Source organism: Streptomyces sp. NPDC102283, assembly GCF_044766265.1.
Lineage (GTDB): Bacteria > Actinomycetota > Actinomycetes > Streptomycetales > Streptomycetaceae > Streptomyces.
In genome coordinates, this window is sequence record NZ_JBIWLQ010000030.1 from 56,054 (window position 1) to 70,816 (window position 14,763).

Sequence of the window (14,763 nt, forward strand, 5' to 3'; positions counted from 1 at the left end):
CCCCCGTGCAACGGCAGATCTTCACCGAGGAGCACGACGCCTTCCGCGAGACCGTCCGGGCGTTCCTGGCCAAGGAGGTCCTCCCGTACTACGAGCAGTGGGAGCAGGACGGCATCGTCTCCCGCGACGCCTGGCTCGCCGCCGGACGCGCGGGACTGCTGGGCCTCGCCGTTCCGGAGGAGTACGGCGGCGGCGGCAGCGACGACTTCCGCTACAGCGCCGTCCTCGCCGAGGAGTTCACCCGGGCCGGGGCCCCCGGCCTCGCGATCGGCCTGCACAACGACATCATCGGCCCCTACCTCACCGGCCTGGCCACCGACGAGCAGAAGCGGCGCTGGCTCCCCGGCTTCTGCTCCGGCGAGACCATCACCGCGATCGCGATGACCGAGCCGGGCGCGGGCTCCGACCTCCAGGCCATCCGCACCACCGCCGAGGACAAGGGCGACCACTGGCTGCTCAACGGCTCCAAGACCTTCATCTCCAACGGCATCCTCGCCGACCTGGTCGTCGTCGTCGCGAAGACCACCCCCGACGGCGGGGCAAAGGGCCTCTCGCTGATCGTCGTCGAACGCGGGGCCCAGGGCTTCGAGCGGGGCCGCAACCTCGACAAGATCGGCCAGAAGTCCCAGGACACCGCCGAACTGTTCTTCGACGACGTCCGCGTCCCCAAGGAGAACCTCCTTGGCGAACTCGACGGCGCGTTCCTCCACCTGATGACCAACCTGGCCCAGGAACGCATGGGCATAGCGGTCGCCGGAATCGCCGCCGCCGAACACCTGCTGGAGCTCACCACCCGGTACGTCAAGGAGCGCGAGGCCTTCGGACGCCCGCTCTCCAAGCTCCAGCACATCCGCTTCGAGATCGCCGAGATGGCCACCGAATGCGCCGTCACCCGGACCTTCCTCGACCGGTGCATCGTCGACCACTCCGACGGCGTCCTGGACGCCGTCCACGCCTCCATGGCCAAGTGGTGGGCCACCGAACTGCAAAAGCGCGTCGCCGACCGCTGCCTCCAACTCCACGGAGGCTACGGATACATGAGCGAGTACAAGGTCGCCAAGGCGTTCACCGACGGCCGTATCCAGACCATCTACGGCGGCACGACCGAGATCATGAAGGAGATCATCGGCCGCTCGCTGCTCGCCTGAGCCCCGCGCCTGTCGTCCAACCACCCCCGAAAGGCAGCTGTCTTGAGTACCGAAGCATTCGTCTACGACGCGATCCGCACCCCGCGCGGCCGAGGCAAGGCCAACGGCGCCCTGCACGGGACCAAGCCGATCGACCTGGTCGTCGGTCTCATCCACGAGATCCGGGGCCGTTTCCCCGGCCTCGACCCGGCCGCCATCGACGACATCGTCCTCGGCGTGGTCAGCCCGCTCGGCGACCAGGGCTCCGACATCGCCCGTATCGCCGCCATCGCGGCCGGCCTGCCCGACTCGGTCGCCGGGGTCCAGGAGAACCGCTTCTGTGCCTCGGGCCTGGAAGCGGTCAACCTGGCCGCCGCCAAGGTCCGTTCCGGCTGGGAGGACCTCGTCCTCGCCGGTGGCGTCGAGTCGATGTCCCGGGTGCCGATGGGCTCCGACGGCGGGGCCTGGGCCATGGACCCGATGACCAGCTTCGAGACCGGCTTCGCCCCGCAGGGCATCGGCGCCGACCTCATCGCCACCATCGAGGGCTTCAGCCGCCGCGACGTCGACGAGTACGCCGCGCTCTCCCAGGAACGCGCCGCCGCCGCCTGGAAGGACGGCCGCTTCGCCCGCTCCGTCGTCCCGGTCAAGGACCGCAACGGCCTCCTCGTCCTCGACCGCGACGAACACCTGCGCCCCGGCACCACCGCCGACTCCCTCGCCGGGCTCAAGCCCTCCTTCGCCGGCATCGGCGAGATGGGCGGCTTCGACGCGGTGGCCCTCCAGAAGTACCACTGGGTCGAGAAGATCGACCACGTCCACCACGCGGGCAACTCCTCCGGCATCGTGGACGGTGCCTCCCTCGTCGCCATCGGCTCCAAGGAGGTCGGCGAGCGCTACGGCATGACCCCGCGCGCCCGTATCGTCTCCGCCGCCGTCTCCGGCTCCGAGCCCACCATCATGCTCACCGGCCCCGCCCCCGCCACCCGCAAGGCGCTCGCCAAGGCCGGGCTGACCATCGACGACATCGACCTCGTCGAGATCAACGAAGCCTTCGCCGGAGTCGTCCTGCGCTTCGTCAAGGACATGGGCCTGCCCCTGGACAAGGTCAACGTCAACGGCGGCGCGATCGCGCTGGGCCACCCCCTCGGCGCGACCGGCGCGATGATCCTCGGCACCGTCATCGACGAACTGGAGCGCCGCGACCAGCGGTTCGGCCTGGTCACCCTCTGCGTCGGCGGCGGCATGGGCGTCGCCACCGTCGTCGAACGCATCTGACCTGTCCCCGGCCCCACCCGCCTACGGAGAAGACACCGACATGACCGAGAGCACGACCATCCGCTGGGAACAGGACGAGACCGGCGTCGTCACCCTCGTCCTCGACGACCCGAACCAGTCGGCCAACACGATGAACCAGGCCTTCAAGGACTCCATCGCGGCCGTCGCCGACCGTGCCGAGGCCGAGAAGGACTCCATCCGCGGCATCATCTACACCTCCGCCAAGAAGACCTTCTTCGCCGGCGGCGACCTCAAGGACATGATCAAGGTCGGCCCGGAGAACGCCCAGGACGCCTTCGACGCCGGCAACGCCATCAAGGCCTCGCTCCGCCGCATCGAGACCCTCGGCAAGCCCGTCGTCGCCGCCATCAACGGGGCGGCCCTCGGCGGCGGTTACGAGATCGCGCTCGCCTGCCACCACCGCGTCGCCCTCGACGCGCCCGGCTCCCGCATCGGCCTGCCCGAGGTCACACTCGGCCTGCTCCCGGCCGGCGGCGGCGTCACCCGGACCGTACGCCTCATGGGCATCGCCGACGCGCTCCTCAAGGTGCTGCTCCAGGGCACGCAGTACACACCCCGCCACGCCCTGGAGAACGGGCTCGTCCACGAAGTCGCCGCCACCCGCGAGGAGATGACCGAGAAGGCCCGCGCCTTCATCGACGCCCACCCCGAGTCCCAGCAGCCCTGGGACGTCAAGGGCTACAAGATCCCCGGTGGCACCCCGTCCAACCCGCGCTTCGCCGCCAATCTGCCCGCCTTCCCGGCCAACCTGAAGAAGCAGCTCGCGGGCGCTCCGATGCCCGCGCCGCGCAACATCCTGGCGGCGGCCGTCGAGGGATCCCAGGTCGACTTCGAGACCGCCCTGACCATCGAGGCCCGGTACTTCACCGAGCTCGTCACCGGCCAGGTCTCCAAGAACATGATCCAGGCGTTCTTCTTCGACCTCCAGGCCGTCAACTCCGGTGCCAACCGCCCGGGAGGCATCCCCGAGCGCCCCGTCCGCAAGGTCGCCGTCCTCGGCGCCGGGATGATGGGCGCGGGCATCGCCTACTCCTGCGCCAGGGCCGGGATCGAGGTCGTCCTCAAGGACGTCTCCACCGAGGCGGCCGCCAAGGGCAAGGCGTACAGCGAGAAACTGCTCGCCAAGGCGCTTTCCCGGGGCCGTACGACCGAGGCGAAGCGCGACGAGCTGCTGGCCCGGATCACCCCCACCGGCGACGCGGCCGACCTCGCCGGCTGCGACGCGGTGATCGAGGCCGTCTTCGAGGACACCGCCCTCAAGCACAAGGTGTTCCAGGAGATCCAGGACGTCATCGAGCCGGACGCGCTCCTCTGCTCCAACACCTCCACCCTCCCGATCACGGCCCTCGCCGAAGGCGTCTCGCGCCCCGTCGACTTCATCGGGCTGCACTTCTTCTCGCCCGTCGACAAGATGCCGCTGGTCGAGATCATCAAGGGTGAGCGCACCGGCGACGAGGCACTCGCCCGCGCCTTCGACCTCGTACGACGTATCAAGAAGACGCCGATCGTCGTCAACGACTCCCGCGGCTTCTTCACCTCGCGCGTCATCGGCCAGTTCATCAACGAGGGTGTCGCCATGGTCGGCGAGGGCGTCGAGCCCGCGTCCGTCGAGCAGGCCGCCGCCCAGTCCGGCTACCCGGCCAAGGTGCTTTCCCTGATGGACGAGCTGACCCTGACCCTGCCGCGCAAGATCCGCGACGAGACGAAGCGCGCGGTGGAGGAGGCCGGCGGGAGCTGGCCCGGCCACCCCTCCGACGAGGTCATCGACCGCATGGTCGACGAGTTCGGCCGCCCGGGGCGCAGCGGGGGAGCGGGCTTCTACGACTACGACGAGGACGGCAGGCGCACCGGCCTCTGGCCCGGACTGCGCGAGCACTTCGCGAAGCCCGACGCGGACGTCCCCTTCGAGGACATGAAGGAGAGGATGCTCTTCTCCGAGGCCCTGGACAGCGTCCGCTGCCTGGAGGAGAACGTCCTCATCTCCGTCGCCGACGCCAACATCGGCTCCATCATGGGCATCGGCTTCCCGCCGTGGACCGGCGGCGTCCTCCAGTACATCAACGGGTACGAGGGCGGCCTGTCCGGCTTCGTGACCCGCGCCCGGGAACTCGCCGAGCGTTACGGCGATCGCTTCCTGCCGCCCACGCTGCTGGTGGAGAAGGCGGAGAAGGGCGAGACCTTCCACGACTGACCCGTCGACAGGAGATGCCGCGGCCCGCGTCCGCCGTCACTCGGCGGTGAACGCGGCCCGCAGCTCCTCCTTCAGCGATCGCTGAAACGCCGTCACCAGCGCCTGCACCACGATCGGTTGCATATCGGCGGACAACGACTTCATCGCCGCCACATGCTCGGGGTCGCCCTCGCGCTCCCGGTAGGGGTTCCACACCTCGTCCCGGAACAGCCGGGTCATCTCCTGAGCGGCCGAGCGGGTGTGCTCCAGCAGAACGGTCCGCGCCGCCAGGATCGTCTCGTGCGCGATCGGCACGTCCAGCAGCTCCACCCCGAGCCGCAGCAGCCCCGGATCCACCCGGTACGCCCCGCCGTCCTCCTGCGGCCGGACCAGCACCCCCATCGCCGCCAGCCGCTCCACATCCGCCTCCGACAGCGCCCGCCCGGCCCGCCGCTCCAGCTCGGCCCGGGACATCTCCTCGGTCCGGTCCGGCGCCCAGGAGGCGACCAGCGCCCGGTGGATCGCCAGATCGTGGGCGCTCAGGTCGGGCGGCAGCTGTTCCAGATAGCGTTCGATCGCCGCCAGCGTCATGCCCTGCCGCTGGAGCTCCTCGATCAGCGCGAGCCGCGAGAGGTGGTCCGGCCCGTAGTGTCCGACCCGGCGCGGCCCGATGACCGGGGGCGGCAGCAGGCCCCGGGTGCTGTAGAACCGCACGGTGCGCACGGTGACCCCGGCCCGCGCCGCCAGCTCGTCCACCGTGAGCGTCGGCTCGTCGGTCCCCGTTGCCATCGCTGCTCCCCGCCGGTCGAATCCGTGTATCGGACAGTGCTGGTGTCTCACCAACACTGTGAAAGTCTCCGGCACCATCGTCGCGCCGTCCACCCCGGGCCCGTTGTCAGTGGCGGCCCGTACGGTGAGGTCATGCCGGAGATCACCTACGTACGGGGGGACGCCACTGCGCCGCAGGGCAAGGGCGTCAAGCTGATCGTCCACGTCTGCAACGACCTGGGAGGCTGGGGCAAGGGTTTCGTCCTGGCCCTCTCCCGCCGCTGGCCGGAGCCCGAAGCCGCCTACCGGCGCTGGCACCGGGAGCGCGCGGGCAACGACTTCGCCCTGGGCGCGGCGCAGTTCGTGCGGGTGGGACCCTATCTCTGGGTGGCCAACATGGTCGGCCAGCGGGGCATGCGCACCGGCAGCAAGGGGGCGCCCGTGCGGTACGAGGCGATCGACGCGGCGCTCGGCGCGGTGGCCGTCAAGGCGGGCGAGCTGGGGGCCTCGGTCCATATGCCCCGGATCGGCTGCGGGCTCGCGGGCGGCAAGTGGACCAGGATCGAGCCGCTGATCGAGCGACGCCTCATACCCGCCGGCCTATCGGTGACGGTGTACGACCACGACTGACCGGCCCCCGGCGGCCCCGACCCTCGCCCCAGGGGCTCTCCCGGGGGCGAGGGACCATGGAGGGGAGGAACAGGGCACGGGCAGCGCCCAGCAGGCCCGGCCGGGACCGCGGGAGCACCGATGAGCAGCGCGACCGACGCGAAGGACCCCGAGCCGCCCCCGCCCGGCGGGGTGCTCTGGAGCCTGTCCGGAGACATCCGCGCCCTGCTGATGCTGCCCGCGGCCCTCAGCCTCCAGGTCGCCCACCCGGCCGTCGGCGCCGGCGTCGACGAGCACTCCGTGTTCCGTACGGGGAGAAGATGCTCGCGGGGGAGATCGAGGCGACCGCCGTCGTCCGGGAGCTCGTCGCCACCGACCGGTCCGTCCCGCCGCCGGACCGGAGACCGTGGCCGCTCCGGCTGCTGCTGCGGGCGCTGTGGCCGGTGCTGCTGCCGCCGGCCCGCTTCCGCCGGTTCGTCACCATCGGTCTCGTGCCGCCCGACGCCCGCGTGGCCATCGGCCTGCCGTGGACCCCGGGCCAGGAGAAGCGGCTGCGCCGGATGTGCGCGGTGCTGCGGGGCGTCGTCCCCGTCCTTCCGGAGCGGCTTCGCCATCTGCCCCGGGCACGGGCGGCCCGCGCCGCCGCGGCGCGTCGGAACGGCTGAACGCCCGCCGCTCCGACGCCCCGGGGCACCTCAGCGGTGGCCGTGCCCCGCGTGTTCCCGGCCGGCCCCGTCGCCGTGGTCGCCGTGGTCGTGCACGGTGTTCGTCGCCGCGATCTTCTGCCAGGAGGCCGGGCGCTCGGCCCGCGCCGCCGTCCGCGCCGACAGCGCGCCCTCGGCGACCCCCGCGTCGGCCGCCGCCTTGAGCGCGGGGCGCGACGGCTGGTACAGCCAGGTGTCGAAGAGCGTGGCGAGCGGCTTGCCCGAGACCCGCTCCGCGTACCGGACGAAGTCGCCGACGTTCGCGTTGCCGTACGCGTGCTCGGCCGGCCACCCCTTCAGCAGCTCGAAGAACGCGGCGTCGCCGACCTCGTTGCGCAGCGCCTGGAGGGCCAGCGCGCCCCGGTCGTAGACGGCGATGTCGAACTGGTCGTCCGGGCCCGGGTCACCCGGCTTCACCTTCCAGAACGGGTCGTCGGCCGGGTGCTGCGCGTACGTGTAGTCCGCCAGCTCCTGCGTGGTGCCCTCGCCCTCCTTCTCCGACCAGAGCCACTGGCTGTAGCGGGCGAAACCCTCGTTGATCCAGATGTCCTTCCAGCTGTCGACGGAGACGCTGTTGCCGTACCACTGGTGAGCGATCTCGTGGACGACGACCGAGATGTTCGCGCCGTTCGCGAACTGCTTCGGGCTGTAGAAGGGCCGGGTCTGGGTCTCCAGGGCGAAACCGCTCGTCACGTTCGGGACGTATCCGCCGAGTGCGTTGTACGGATACGGTCCGAACACCTCGGTCAGCCACTCGGCGACCTCGGTGGTCCGTTCGATGCTGGCGCGGGCCGCACCGGCGTTGGCGCCCAGGTCCTTGCTGTAGGCGTTCAGCACCGGCAGGCCGTCGGCGGTCCGGTCGGTCGTGATGTCGAACCTGCCGATGGCGAGCGTCGTGAGATAGGTCGCCTGCGGCTTGTCGGAACGCCAGTTGAAGCGGGTCCAGCCGAGCTTGGAACTCTGCGACTGGAGCACCCCGTTGCTGATCGCCTGGGTGCCGTCCGGGACCGAGACCGACACGTCGTACGTCGCCTTGTCCAGCGGGTGGTCGTTGCTCGGGTACCACCACACGGCCGACTCCGGCTCCTGCGCCGCGACACCGCCGTCCGGGGTACGCGCCCACGCGGTCCAGCCGTCGATCTTCAGCTCGGAGGGCTTCCCGGCGTACCGGACGACGACGGAGACGTCCTTGCCCTTCGGCAGGGGAGCCGTCGGGGTGACTTCCAGTTCGTGGTCGCCGCTCGTGGCGAACCGGGCCTTCCTGCCGTTCACCCGCACCTCGGAGACGTCGAGCCCGAAGTCGAGGTTGAAGCGGGACAGCTCCTGCGTGGTGGTGGCGAGGATCGTCGCCGTGCCCTCCAGCAGGTCGGTCGTCGGCCGGTACTTCAGCCGCAGGTCGTAGTGGGACACGTCGTAGCCACCGTTTCCGCTGGCCGGGTAGTAGGGGTCGCCGATACCCGGGGCGCCCACGGTGCCCGGTGAGGCCGCTGCCGGGATCGCCAGCAGAAGAGTGGCCGCCAGTGCGCTGGGGACGATGAATCTGCGGTGCACGCAAACTCCACATGGTCGGGTCGGAGGATCTTCCGACCGGTCGTCACGAGGCTATGCACCGGCCGGAGCAGGGCGGGCCATTCCGGGCACACCTGTCACACGATCGCCATTCCGTCGTCACGGACGGCCCCTACGACAACGGTGATCGCCCCCTGTTGCACAGGAGTTGACCGGGGTAACGTCCGCACATCGCCGACAGCCGGACGGGCGTCACGGTGCCCGCCCCCCATGTTCCGGAGGCAGCCGCTGATGACTCCTCACATCGCTCGCGCGCTCCGCATGCTCAGCCCGCACCCGTGGCTCGCGCCGGTGGGCGGGCCCGCCCGGCCGCGGTCCGTGCCCCAGCGCCGCAGGGCGAAGGCGATGCGCCGGACGGCCGTGGCGGCGACGCTCGCCGGGCTGGCCCTCCCGTTCGCCATCGCACCGGCCGAGGCCGCGCACCGTCCGCCGCGCACCGGGTTCGAGACGAGCGAGGGGGCCCGCTGGACCGGCGAGGCTCAGGAGCGCTCGTTCCTCGCCGCGGTGGAGCGGGGGAGCGACCGGGTCTCCGTGGACCGCGTCGGCACGACCGGCCAGGGCCGCCCGCTGCGGCTCGTACGCGTCGGCCAGGAACGCCCCGGGGCCACCACGGTCCTCCTGATCTGCAGCCAGCACGGGGACGAGCCCGCCGGGCGCGAGGCCTGTCTGACGACCATCCGTGACCTGGCGTTCGCCGAGGACCGGGCGACCCGCGCCTTCCTGGCCCGTACGACCCTGCTGGTGCTGCCCACGGCCAACCCCGACGGACGCGCCGCCGACACCCGCGGCAACGCCGACGGGGTCGACGTCAACCGCGACCACATCGCCCTGGAGACCGCCGAGGCGCGGGCCGTCGCCACCGTCGTGCGCGACGAACGGCCCCAGGTGATCTACGACTTGCACGAGTACGGTGCCACCCCGCCGTACTACGAGAAGGACCTGTTCGCGCTGTGGCCGAGGAACCTCAACGTCGACGACCGGGTCCACGACGTCTCGCGCACCCTTTCCGAGCGGTACGTCCGCCCCGCCGCGACGGCGGGCGGCTACAGCAACGGCCACTACGGCATCTGGACCGACCCGGCCACCGGGGAACCCGTCAAGCAGGTCGCCGGCGACGGCCAGGAACGCATCCTGCGCAACACCTCCGGCCTCAAGCACGCCGTCGGGCTGCTCATCGAATCCCGGGTCGACGCGCTGAGCGACGCGGAGAAGGCGGATCAGGCCCTCAACCACCGGCGCAGGGTCCACTCCCAGCGGACCGCGCTCGGCGGTCTCTTCGCCTTCACCGACGAGCAGCGCGTCCGGCTCCGGACGGCCACCGCTCTCGCGCGCCTCGGCGGCCTCGCCGACCGGGGGCCCGTGTACCTCGGCGGCGCAGACAACGACCCGGCCGAGCCCGCCGAGATCATCCCGGACCCGCCGTGCGGCTACCGGCTGGACGCGGCCCAGTACGCGGCGGTGAAGGACGAGCTGGCCCTGCACGGGGTCACCGCCCGACCGGAGGGGAGTGGCGTGTTTGTGCCCTTGCGCCAGTCGGCTCGACGCCTGATTCCGCTGCTTCTCGATCAGCGGGCGACATATCACCTCGCACATGGTCAAGCCAGAACTGCTTGTTGATCCTTCGAGATCCGGGGCAGGTGTGGTAATGCCTACGGGGAGCGATTTTCAGACTCGATGAAAGGTGCCATTGGTGTCCCAGGACGACCAGACAACGGATGGGAGGGAAGCGCTGTCGGTCACGGCGGACCTTCCCCCCGAACCGCCCAGTACCAGGGCTCCGACCACCGACCGGGTGGTGTTCGGCGTCACGGCGGTCCTCACGCTTGCCTTCGTCGTCTGGGGTGCGACCGCCACCGATTCCCTGGAGACCGTGTCCGGCAAGCTGCTCACCGGGCTGATCCACAACGGCGGCTGGGCCTTCATGCTGGCCGCGTCGGGCTTCGTCATCTTCGCCCTGTGGCTGGCCGTCAGCCGGTACGGAAAGATCTGCCTCGGCCAGGAGGGGGAGAAGCCGGAATTCCGGACCATCTCCTGGATCGCGATGATGTTCAGCGCCGGTATGGGCATCGGGCTGATGTTCTGGGGCGTGGCCGAGCCCCTCGCGCACTTGCGGACCCCGCCGCCGGGCACCGACCCCGCCGACACGGCCGAGGCCATGCAGACGGCGATGGCCACCACGCTCTTCCACTGGACGCTGCACCCGTGGGCCATCTACGCAGTGGTCGGGCTCGCCATCGCCTACAGCGCCTACCGGATGCGCAGGCGGCAGACGATCAGCGCGGTCTTCGAACCGCTGATCGGCAAGCGTCATGCCTACGGCGGCGTCGGCCGCGTCATCGACATCCTGGCCATCTTCGCCACCCTGTTCGGGTCGGCCGCCTCCCTGGGGCTCGGCGCGCTCCAGATCGGCAGCGGCATCCAGGAACTGGACTGGCTGGAGAAGGCGGGCACCGGCCTTCTCGTCACCGTCATCGCCGTGCTGACCGTCGCCTTCGTCGCCTCCGCGGTCTCCGGCGTGGAGAAGGGCATCCAGTGGCTGTCCAACATCAACATGGTGCTGGCCCTCCTGCTCATCGTCTTCGTCTTCATCGCCGGTCCCACGATCTTCGTGCTCGACCTGGTGCCCACGTCCCTCGGCGCCTACATCACCGACCTGGGGCAGCTCGCCGGACGGACCGAGGCGACCGGCGGCGGTGACGTGGCGGACTGGCTCGGCAGCTGGACCGTCTTCTACTGGGCCTGGTGGATCTCCTGGACGCCCTTCGTCGGCATGTTCATCGCCAGGATCAGCCGCGGCCGCACGATCCGTCAGTTCGTCGGCGGCGTCATCCTGGTGCCCAGCACCGTCAGCCTGATCTGGTTCGCCGTCTTCGGCGGCTCGGGCATGAAGCTGGACGAGGCCGGGAAGCTCGGCGGCGCCGACACCCCGGAGGCGCAGCTGTTCGGTGTCCTCCAGGAGTTCCCGATCGCCACGTTCACGAGCATTCTGGTGATGGTCCTGGTCGGCATCTTCTTCGTCTCCGGAGCCGATGCCGCCTCCATCGTCATGGGCACCCTCTCCCAGAAGGGCGTCCTCGAACCGAGCAAGTGGGTCGTGATCTTCTGGGGCGTCGTGACCGGGGCCGTGGCCGCGATCATGCTGCTCATCGGCGACGGCAAGGAGAACGCGCTCCAAGGGCTCCAGAACCTCACCATCCTGGTGGCCGCACCCTTCGCCCTGGTCATGATCGGTATGTGCGTCTCCTTGATGCGGGACCTGCGCAAGGACCCGCAGATCGTCCGCCAGGAGTTCGGCGTGGAAGCGGTCGAGTCCGCGGTGATCGAGGGGCACGCCAAGTACGACGGCGACTTCGAGATCCGCATCGGCCCCGGGACCACGACCATCACGGACGAGCGCCACGGGCCCGGCCCCACCGGCTCGGGCTCCACGGCCACGGAGAAGCGTCCCTCCGGCTGACAGGGCGACCGCCCACCCGTTCCGGAGCCCGCGACCGCCCACAGGCCGCGGGCTCCGGTACGTCCTGCCCCGCGCACCCCCGGGCGGGCTCCACCCGGCAGGTGTCCGCGCACCACACCGGACGGCCGCCCCTCCCGGCAGCACGGGCGTACCGCCCGGCGGGACCCGGTCAGCCCACCAGCGCCGCCGCCGCCCGCGCGCATCCCCAGGCCACGGTCACGCCCGCGCCACCGTGCCCGTAGTTGTGCACCAGCAGACCGCCACCCGGCAGCGCCTCCGCCTCGATCCGCACCCCGGCCTCCCGCGCCGGCCGCAGCCCCACCCGGTGCCCGAGCACCCGGGCGCCCGCGATCTCCGGCCGGATCCGCGCACACCGCGCCACGATCGCCCGCGCCGTCCCCGGGTCGGGCTCCGTGCGCGGATCGTCCGCCTCGGCCGTACCGCCCAGCACCAGGCGGCCCGGCTGCGGGAAGAAGTACGTCGTCGCGGCCGACGCCGGATCCGCCTCGGTGTACCACTCCTCGATCCCCGGGTTCTCCACCGCGACCAACTGCCCCCGCACCGGCCGCACCCCCGCGTCGGGCACCAGCTCCCGCGCCCCGAGCCCCGTGCAGTTCACCACCACCGGGCTCCGCTCCGCCGCCTCGCCGAATCCCGCCACCGCCCGCCGCTCCACCGCACCGCCGGCCGCCCCGAGCCGCCGCTCCAGCCACGCCAGGTGGACGGGCATGTCCAGCAGCGGCAACGTCACCCGCAGCCCTTCGGGCACCTCCACGGCGTCCCTCAGCCCGGCCGACCAGTCGCCCAGTGCCGCGAGCCGCTCTCCGCCGTGCAGGCCCGCCACCCGCCGTACGCCGGTCTCCTCCGGGGCGCCCGACAGCTCCTCGTAGACCGCCAGCGTCGCCAACGACCAGTCGGCCACCCGCTCCGCCGGCTCGATCCGGTACGGCCACCACAGGGCCCCCGCCACCGCAGACGTCGTCGCCCCGGCCGCGTCGCGTGACCAGACCCGCACCTTCAGTCCGCGCTCCGCCAGCGTCACAGCGGTGGTCAGGCCGATGACCCCGCCGCCCACCACGATCACATCCGTCATCACGGCCACTCCTGTCGCATCGGTGCACACGGTCGCTGCCTGGACGCTAACCGGGACGGGAAACCCGAGGCCAGGGGCACAGGGCGACGGGCATGAAGCGCCGGAGACTAGGATCAGCACCCTGATGACTGCCACTCTCGTCGCCAAGGACCTCGCCGCCGGACACGGCGACCGCACGCTCTTCGCCGGGCTCGACCTCGTCGTCGCCCCCGGTGACGTGATCGGTCTCGTCGGAGTCAACGGCGCCGGCAAATCCTCCCTGCTCCGGCTGCTCGCCGGACTCGACCGCCCGGAGGAGGGCGAGCTGCGGCTCTCCCCGCCCTCCGCCACCGTCGGCCACCTCCCGCAGGAGCCCGAGCGCCGCGACGGCGAGACGGTGTCCGCGTTCCTGGCCCGCCGCACCGGTGTCGCCGACGCCCAGCGCACGATGGACGAGGCGACCGAGGCCCTGGTCGCGGGCGCCCCGGGCGCGGACGACGCGTACTCCGAGTCCCTGGAGCGCTGGCTCGCCCTCGGCGGCGCGGACCTGGAGGAGCGGGCCGAGCAGGTCGCCGCCGAGCTGGGCCTGACCGTGGGCCTCGACCGGCCCATGACCGCGCTCTCCGGCGGACAGGCCGCCCGCGCCGGACTCGCCTCGCTGCTCCTCTCCCGCTATGACGTCTTCCTGCTCGACGAGCCCACCAACGACCTCGACCTCGACGGCCTGGAGCGCCTGGAGCGCTTCGTGTCCGGCCTGCGCGCGGGCACCGTCGTCATCAGCCACGACCGCGAGTTCCTGATGCGCACGGTCACCAAGGTGCTGGAGCTGGACCTCGCCCAGCAGCAGATCAACTTGTACGGCGGTGGCTACGCGGCCTACCTGGAAGAGCGGGAGACCGCCCGCCGGCACGCCCGCGAGGGCTTCGAGGAGTACGCCGACAAGAAGGCGTCCCTCGAAGCGCGCGGCCACATGCAGCGCTCCTGGATGGACAAGGGAGTCAAGAACGCCCGCCGCAAGGCGACCGACGGCGACAAGCTCGGCCGCAACGCCCGTAGCGAGGCCAGCGAGAAGCAGGCCGCCAAGGCCCGGCAGACCCAGCGCATGATCGAACGCCTCGACGTCGTCGAGGAGCCGCGCAAGGAGTGGGAGCTGCGCATGGAGATCGCCTCCGCTCCGCGCTCCGGATCCGTCGTCGCGACCCTGCGCGACGCCCGAGTGGCGCGCGGCGACTTCTCCTTCGGCCCCGCCTCGCTCCAGATCGACTGGGCGGACCGGGTCGCCATCACCGGGGCCAACGGCGCCGGCAAGTCCACGCTGCTGGCCGCCCTGTTGGAACGGCTGCCGCTGGACTCCGGGAACGCCACGCTCGGTTCGGGCGTCGTCGTCGGTGAGGTGGACCAGGCCCGCAAGCTGTTCCTCGGCGCGCAGTCGCTGCTGGACGCGTTCTGCGCGGCCGTGCCCGACACGGAACCGGCCGAAGTCCGCACCCTGCTCGCCAAGTTCGGCCTCCGCGCCGACCATGTGATGCGCCCCGCGACCAGCCTGTCCCCGGGCGAGCGCACCCGCGCCGCCCTCGCCCTGCTCCAGGGCCGGGGTGTCAACCTCCTGGTGCTCGACGAGCCGACGAACCACCTGGACCTGCCCGCCATCGAGCAGTTGGAGGCGGCCCTGGAGACGTACACGGGCACCCTGTTGCTGGTCACCCACGACCGGCGGATGCTGGAGGCGGTCCGCACGACCCGCCGCATCGAGGTGGCCGACGGTCAGGTCGAGGAAGTCTGAGCGGAGTCACGGAGGTGGGGGGGGGGGGGGGGCCCCCCCCCCCCCCCCCCCCCCCCCCGCCGCCCCCCCGCCCCCCCCCCCCCCCCCCCCCCGGCCGGGCGGCCGGGCCCCGGACCGGTGTACTCCCGCTGTCGTATGCGGCCGGACGTCCCGCCTCCTACCGTGAGGGGGTGATGACCTTCGAGCGCCTGGCCGCCCGTGCGCG

At 71.6% G+C, this 14,763-nt stretch carries 10 protein-coding genes and 1 pseudogene; 8 read left to right on the forward strand and 3 right to left on the reverse strand.

The annotated features are described in order from the left end of the window. The first annotated feature begins 5 nt into the window (after positions 1-5). Genes ACIRJT_RS36780 through ACIRJT_RS36790 form a run of 3 tightly spaced genes read left to right on the forward strand, consistent with a single transcriptional unit; the run spans position 6 to position 4,617 of the window. Positions 6-1,148 carry an acyl-CoA dehydrogenase family protein gene (locus ACIRJT_RS36780; protein WP_403918390.1) on the forward strand — a complete coding sequence of 381 codons (1,143 nt, stop codon included), beginning with the start codon at positions 6-8 and terminating at the stop codon, positions 1,146-1,148. 42 nt (positions 1,149-1,190) lie between these two features. Continuing rightward, a complete protein-coding gene (locus ACIRJT_RS36785; protein ID WP_403918393.1) occupies positions 1,191-2,405 on the forward strand; it encodes an acetyl-CoA C-acetyltransferase in 1,215 nt (404 codons plus the stop codon). 40 nt (positions 2,406-2,445) lie between these two features. After that, a complete protein-coding gene (locus ACIRJT_RS36790) occupies positions 2,446-4,617 on the forward strand; it encodes a 3-hydroxyacyl-CoA dehydrogenase NAD-binding domain-containing protein (RefSeq protein ID WP_403918396.1) in 2,172 nt (723 codons plus the stop codon). Positions 4,618-4,653: 36 nt separating this feature from the next. Here the strand turns inward: ACIRJT_RS36790 and ACIRJT_RS36795 are convergent, their stop codons facing one another. Next, positions 4,654-5,385: a MerR family transcriptional regulator gene (locus tag ACIRJT_RS36795; RefSeq protein WP_403918399.1), complete on the reverse strand. Its 732-nt coding sequence runs from the start codon at positions 5,383-5,385 to the stop codon at positions 4,654-4,656. A 132-nt stretch (positions 5,386-5,517) separates the two neighbouring features. On the opposite strand from ACIRJT_RS36795, the gene ACIRJT_RS36800 reads away from it, so the two are divergent. Continuing rightward, entirely contained in the window at positions 5,518-5,994 is a 477-nt protein-coding gene (locus ACIRJT_RS36800; RefSeq protein WP_403918401.1) for a macro domain-containing protein, read from the forward strand. Between the two features lie 120 nt (positions 5,995-6,114). Then, a pseudogene (locus tag ACIRJT_RS36805) lies at positions 6,115-6,638 on the forward strand (oxygenase MpaB family protein). A gap of 30 nt (positions 6,639-6,668) precedes the next feature. On the opposite strand, the gene ACIRJT_RS36810 reads toward ACIRJT_RS36805, so the two are convergent. Next, positions 6,669-8,228, reverse strand: a complete 1,560-nt coding sequence (locus tag ACIRJT_RS36810) for a M1 family metallopeptidase (RefSeq protein ID WP_403918405.1) — start codon at positions 8,226-8,228, stop codon at positions 6,669-6,671. A gap of 249 nt (positions 8,229-8,477) precedes the next feature. Here ACIRJT_RS36810 and ACIRJT_RS36815 point away from each other — a divergent pair, with 249 nt between their 5' ends. After that, positions 8,478-9,863 carry a M14 family metallocarboxypeptidase gene (locus ACIRJT_RS36815; RefSeq protein WP_403918407.1) on the forward strand — a complete coding sequence of 462 codons (1,386 nt, stop codon included), beginning with the start codon at positions 8,478-8,480 and terminating at the stop codon, positions 9,861-9,863. Positions 9,864-9,936: 73 nt separating this feature from the next. Next, entirely contained in the window at positions 9,937-11,703 is a 1,767-nt protein-coding gene (locus tag ACIRJT_RS36820) for a BCCT family transporter (RefSeq protein WP_403918410.1), read from the forward strand. Positions 11,704-11,872: 169 nt separating this feature from the next. Here ACIRJT_RS36820 and ACIRJT_RS36825 read toward each other — a convergent pair whose 3' ends face one another. Further along, complete coding sequence (locus tag ACIRJT_RS36825; protein ID WP_403918413.1) at positions 11,873-12,796, reverse strand: FAD-dependent oxidoreductase; 924 nt, start codon at positions 12,794-12,796, stop codon at positions 11,873-11,875. A 124-nt stretch (positions 12,797-12,920) separates the two neighbouring features. Between ACIRJT_RS36825 and ACIRJT_RS36830 the strand changes: the two genes are divergently transcribed. Further along, entirely contained in the window at positions 12,921-14,558 is a 1,638-nt protein-coding gene (locus ACIRJT_RS36830) for an ABC-F family ATP-binding cassette domain-containing protein (RefSeq protein ID WP_403918416.1), read from the forward strand. Positions 14,559-14,763 lie beyond the last annotated feature (205 nt).